The organism is Pseudomonas antarctica (genome assembly GCF_900624995.1).
In the GTDB taxonomy this organism is placed as follows: Bacteria; Pseudomonadota; Gammaproteobacteria; order Pseudomonadales; family Pseudomonadaceae; genus Aquipseudomonas; species Aquipseudomonas antarctica.
Window position 1 is genome coordinate 1 of record NZ_UYXQ01000184.1, and the last position, 5,489, is coordinate 5,489.

The window sequence follows — 5,489 nt, forward strand, 5'->3', positions numbered from 1 at the left end:
GTGATCTACACTTTCGCCTCCACCCCTTCCCTCCCCGCCGCTCTGCCGATCTGGTGGCGGTATTTGGCGCGAGTAATTTCCCGCTGGCGTTCTCGGTGGCAGGCGGCGACAGCGCTTCGGCACTGGCGGCCGGTTGCCCGGTGATCGTCAAGGCGCATGGCGCCCACCCCGGCACCAGTGAGCTGGTGGGGCGTGCAGTGGCCAAGGCAGTCAACGACTGTGGTTTACCGGAAGGGGTGTTTTCGTTGTTGTACGGTTCAGGTCGCGAGGTGGGCATTGCGCTGGTCACCGACGCGCGTATCAAGGCCGTCGGTTTTACCGGTTCGCGCAGCGGCGGCGTCGCGCTGACCCAGGCGGCGCAAGCGCGGCCGGAGCCCATTCCGGTGTATGCCGAAATGAGTTCGATCAACCCGGTGTATCTGTTTCCCGCCGCGCTGCAGGCACGCGCCGAAGGGTTGGCGCAAGGTTTCGTGGCCTCATTGACCCAGGGCGCGGGGCAATTCTGTACCCATCCGGGTTTGGTGGTTGCCGTCGCGGGCAGCGCACTGGAGCGCTTTATCGCCACGGCGAGCCAACTGCTGCCAGGTTGTGCGGCCCAGACCATGCTGACACCGGGCATTTTCAGTGCCTACCAAGCCGGCGTCGCTGCACTGGCAGAGCATGCACAGGTTGTCGCGACAGGCGCGGCGGCTACAGGCCCGAACCAAGGCCAGGCGCACCTGTTCGTCACCCAGGCCAACGCGTTTGTAGCCAACGAACACCTGCAAGCAGAAGTCTTCGGCGCCGCGTCGCTGGTGGTGGTCTGCGCCAACGACGACGAAGTACGCCAGGTGTGCGAACACTTGGAAGGTCAACTGACCGCCACCCTGCACCTGGATGAAAACGACCTGGTACACGCCAAGGCCTTGCTCCCCGTGCTTGAGCGCAAAGCCGGTCGCCTGTTGGTCAACGGCTGGCCTACGGGGGTGGAAGTGTGCGATGCGATGGTGCATGGCGGGCCTTTCCCCGCCACCTCCGACTCACGCAGCACCTCGGTCGGCACAGCAGCGATCCTGCGTTTCTTGCGCCCAGTGTGTTACCAGGCCTTCCCGGACAGTTTGCTACCAGGCGCCCTGCAACATGCCAACCCGTTGCGGTTACGGCGTTTGGTCAACGGCCACAGAGAGGCCTGAGCCATGCCCGATTCCAACACTGTCGATATCGCCGTAGTCGGTGCCGGCATTATCGGCGTCGCCTGTGCCCTGCAACTGGCGCGTCAGGGCCAGCGGGTGGTGGTCATCGACCCACAGGCGCCGGGCATGGGCGCCTCCTACGGCAATGCCGGGCACCTGGCGACCGAGCAGGTGTTTCCCATCGCCGATGTCTCGATCTTAAAGCGCCTGCCCGCGATGCTGCTGGACCCGATGGGCCCGCTGCGCCTGGACTGGAAATACCTGCCCCGCGCCCTGCCCTGGTTTATGCGCCTGTTGTTGAACCTGCGCCCGGCGAACTACCGACGCACCGTCGCGGGTATTCGTGCATTGAATGAACACAGCCTGGGCGCCTGGCAACGCTTGCTGCAATCGATTGAACGCCCACACCTGTTGCGCGACGACGGTTCGTTGCTGGTGTTTGAGCGCCCCGAATCGCGCGAGGCCGTCGATGCGTTGCAACAGCGCATGCAGCAACAAAACGTGCCGGTGCAATTCTGGTCGAGTACTGCGGTGCAAAAAGCAGCGCCGCAGTTAAGCGACGCGGTACAAGGCGGCTTATTTTTCCCCGGCACCGGGCATTTTCTCGACCCGTACCACGTGGTCTGTGAACTGGTAGCGGCGGCCAATGCCGAAGGTGTGCAGTTTCTCAAACAGCGCGTTTTGGAGGGGCGCCTGACACCGGATGGCGTGTCGCTGATCACTGATCAAGGCCCGCTCACCACGCGCCAGGTGCTGATCGCCTGCGGTGCACACTCAGCCAAACTCACCGCCGCCCTGACCGGCAAAACAGTGCCGCTGGACACCGAACGCGGCTATCATTTGATGCTGCCCCACGAGCCACAGCGCCTGCCCTTTGCCGTCACCTCGTTCGAACGCAAGTTCATCATGACGCCCATGGACGGCGGCTTGCGCCTGGCCGGCACCGTCGAATTCGCCGGGCTTGCACGCCCGGCGAATATGCAACGCGCCTGGCAACTTCACCGGCTCAGCCAAGGCCTGTTTCGCCAGGACCTCAGCACCCAGGGTGCCACGCCATGGATGGGCTTTCGCCCCTCCCTGCCCGACTCGCTGCCAATCATTGACCGGGTGTGCGACGGCAAGGTGCTGCTTGCGTTCGGCCACCAGCATTTGGGGCTGACGCAGGCGGCGGTGACGGCGCAGATGATTGGGCAATTGGTCACAGAACAGACACCAATTTCTGAATTACCGGATCAGATCGCCTATAAATTAGATCGATTTTGAAAGCCTCCACCTCGCTCATATTCGCCGCGATAAACACCGCACCTGGGAGGCGAAGGCCTCACAGATGTGTGGGCAAGTCATCTCGAAAAAGCACCTTAGTCGAAGTGGATCGCGTCTCCATCTTCCAATCCCAGTTGATTTGGCGTATCCGTCTCGTTGATCGATTCCCCATCAACATGGAACCGTTTAAAATCAACTTCCACACCGAGCCTTTCACTGTATGCAATCATTACCTTACTCAGCGCTGCCGTTCTTTTTACCCTAACCACGACCATTGCCCCTTCACTACCAACAACTTGTAAAGTAATAGATTCGCCCGATCCAACACCGTCTAATGTGCTCATGATTTTTAACGCCTAAAATTAGAATCGATAAGTTTCACTTACTCATACCAACAACCATGCAAGCTCTCAAATTCCGTTTTGAGCGCCTACAGCCTTAAACAGCAGCGCACAAAGCGTATGACAACACGGTAATTGAAGCCTTATTATTCCGTCACGGATACTGACAATACTGACAGGTCTCTAGCATTTTTCCTCATAAGCTACGCCGCTTTTAGCTGAATAAAATATAGGGCACGGCGCACGTGCCGAATCACCGTATGAACTATTACAGTTCACCATCCGACTTCTTTCAGAACGCGGCACCTGAGCCGCAACGAAAAGTTCCACCAGGATGCTTTTTTATTTTTCCGTGCGGCCTCACAACGCCAGCAAGTTACAATTCACCAGAGAAAATCACACGCTTAAGCAAACGCATTCTAAAAACAAAATATTCGCGAACACGATCAAGCATACCCCCTCTTATTTCGCCTGCCGCATTCCGCCGTTCAAGTCCATCTCAAACTAATGTACGACGGGATCACCTTCCTTGCGGGTTGATCCAATCGGAACATTATCCGACCCGCCCAGTCGATACTCAGGGGGCTTGATACTGTTCGCGGAACAATCAGATATGTCCTGCAATAACTGTAGGAGCGAAATCGCAAACCCCTTGCAACCGCTAACAGTACAAACAAAACAAAGACTTAGAGCGATTGCATTGTGCCAAACTCGCACCGCAGAGATGGCATGTGTCGCGCGGTTGAATCCGGATTAACATCAGGTGACGATTCAGTCGGTCCCAACCAAAATGCAGCTGATAAAACGACAGATACTCTTACACACGAGATCGCTGTCGTGAAAAAAAAGTCCCCACCCACTTCATCCAACGCCTGGTGTTGGGTCGGCAAATTGACACCGCCGTTGACACTGCTGACATCGTTGCCTCGTTCAGCCTTGTTGGCCTCATTTAGCGAGCGCGTCAGGAGCCCCCTGGTTCTGGTGATCGCGCCCGCCGGCTTCGGCAAAACGACACTCCTGATGCAGTGGCGACAAGCGCTGTTGGCGCGCGAGACACAGGCGACCATCGCCTGGCTGTCACTGGATGCGGCAGACGGCGACCCCCACCGTTTCCTGTCCTACCTGATCCTGACGCTGGACCATGCTGGCCTCGATCTTGGCCACCTTGCAGGCCTGGCGCAGGCTCAGTCACTGGATGTGCAACCGCAGCGTACGATCACCGCCGTGCTCCAGGCCTTGGCGCGTGCGAACCGTCGGGTCACGCTGTTTCTTGACGACTACCACACGGCGGCAAACCCTCAACTCGACCCCATCGTTCAGACCCTGCTGGAACAGGCCGCGCCATGGCTCGAATGGGTGGTGTCCGCGCGCCAGCGGCCTGGCTGGCCGCTGGCGCAGTGGAAGGCCAATGGTTGGGTACACGAAGTCTGCGCTCAGGCGTTGACGTTCACACCAGCCGAAACCGCGGCCATATTGGGCCCCGACATACCCGCCACCGAACTCAATGATTTGCACGAAAGAACCGAAGGTTGGGCGGTCGCCGTGCAGCTGGCCAGGCTGTGGCGTGGCAGTGGCGATGCATCGCTGTATGGCCTGAATGCCTTTTCCGGGCGTGTCACCGACATGGCCGAATACCTGACCGGCCAAGTGGTGCAACGCCTGTCCGCTGAATGCCAGGCTTTTTTGCGCGATATGGCCTTGCTGGAGCGCTTCAACGCTGAACTGGCCGACGCCGTGCGTGGCCGCAGCGACAGTGCACAGTTATTAACCCAACTGACTCATCTGGACGCCCTGCTCGTGCCCTTGGATGCCCGTCGCCAATGGTTCCGTCATCATCGGCTCCTGCAGGACTTTCTCAACCACAGCCGCGACGCCAGAGCAGCCCGTGACATTCATCACGCGGCAGCCCGGTGGCTGGCCGAGGAAAGGGATTGGGTGCAGGCGATCAGCTACGCATTGCGCGCGCGTGATACCCGGCTGGCGGTTGACCTGCTGGTGCAGGCCGGGGGCTGGGAGGTCGTGCTGTACAACGGCATCCGCTACGCCGAAAGCCTGCTGCAGCTGTTTGATGAAAAGACCCTGCGTGCCGAGCCCGACCTGCAGCTGCTCCAGGCGTACTTGCACGCCAAGTTAGGCGAACATGCACTGGCCAGCCAGTTACTCGAACTGGCTCGGGGCCAGGTTCAGGCAGATAGCCGCTTGAGGCGAGATTTTCATGTGATTCAGACGCTGGCCGATGGCTACGTCGATCGTTTCGAGTTGCCGCCGCTCGCCAGTGATTCGGGCGACGGTATGCTCGCCGCCGCTACGCTGGAAGTCGTGCAGGCCCTGCACGCGCTGAAACAGGCGCAACTGCCCTTGGCGCTGCGCGTCATTCGCTCGGCACACGTCAAAATGCGGGTGGTCGCCAGCGTATGGGGTGAAATTTACTGCCAGGTCCATGAGGCGCAAATGCTGTCTTTGGCAGGCGATGTCCATGCCTCGGCACAAATAGTCGAGACGGCGCTGGCTGCGGCCGAACGCCAATTCGGTGCAGAGAGTTCGGCAAAGGCGCTGGTGGGCTGCCTCAAGGCGCAGCACCTGTATTGGAAAAGTGCCTGGGCCGAAGCAACCCCTTGGTTTCGCGACGGCTGGGCTTCGCCCATCGATACCGGCGGTTGGTTGGATATCGCTGCCGTCACGGCCCAAGTTACCTGGCGCCATGCGCCTCGCC

At 59.7% G+C, this 5,489-nt stretch carries 4 protein-coding genes; 3 read left to right on the plus strand and 1 reads right to left on the minus strand.

Translation table 11 applies throughout. The annotated features are described in order from the left end of the window. A partial coding sequence (locus E0F99_RS28560) for an aldehyde dehydrogenase (NADP(+)) (protein WP_130909081.1) occupies positions 1-1,172 on the plus strand: 1,172 nt, incomplete at its 5' end. A gap of 3 nt (positions 1,173-1,175) precedes the next feature. Beyond that, positions 1,176-2,435, plus strand: a complete 1,260-nt coding sequence (locus tag E0F99_RS28565) for an NAD(P)/FAD-dependent oxidoreductase (protein ID WP_083358518.1) — start codon at positions 1,176-1,178, stop codon at positions 2,433-2,435. A gap of 95 nt (positions 2,436-2,530) precedes the next feature. Here E0F99_RS28565 and E0F99_RS28570 read toward each other — a convergent pair whose 3' ends face one another. Continuing rightward, positions 2,531-2,779: a ubiquitin family protein gene (locus E0F99_RS28570; protein ID WP_083358519.1), complete on the minus strand. Its 249-nt coding sequence runs from the start codon at positions 2,777-2,779 to the stop codon at positions 2,531-2,533. Positions 2,780-3,796: 1,017 nt separating this feature from the next. Between E0F99_RS28570 and E0F99_RS28575 the strand changes: the two genes are divergently transcribed. Continuing rightward, the coding region (locus E0F99_RS28575; RefSeq protein ID WP_130909082.1) for a winged helix-turn-helix domain-containing protein at positions 3,797-5,489 on the plus strand (1,693 nt) is incomplete at its 3' end.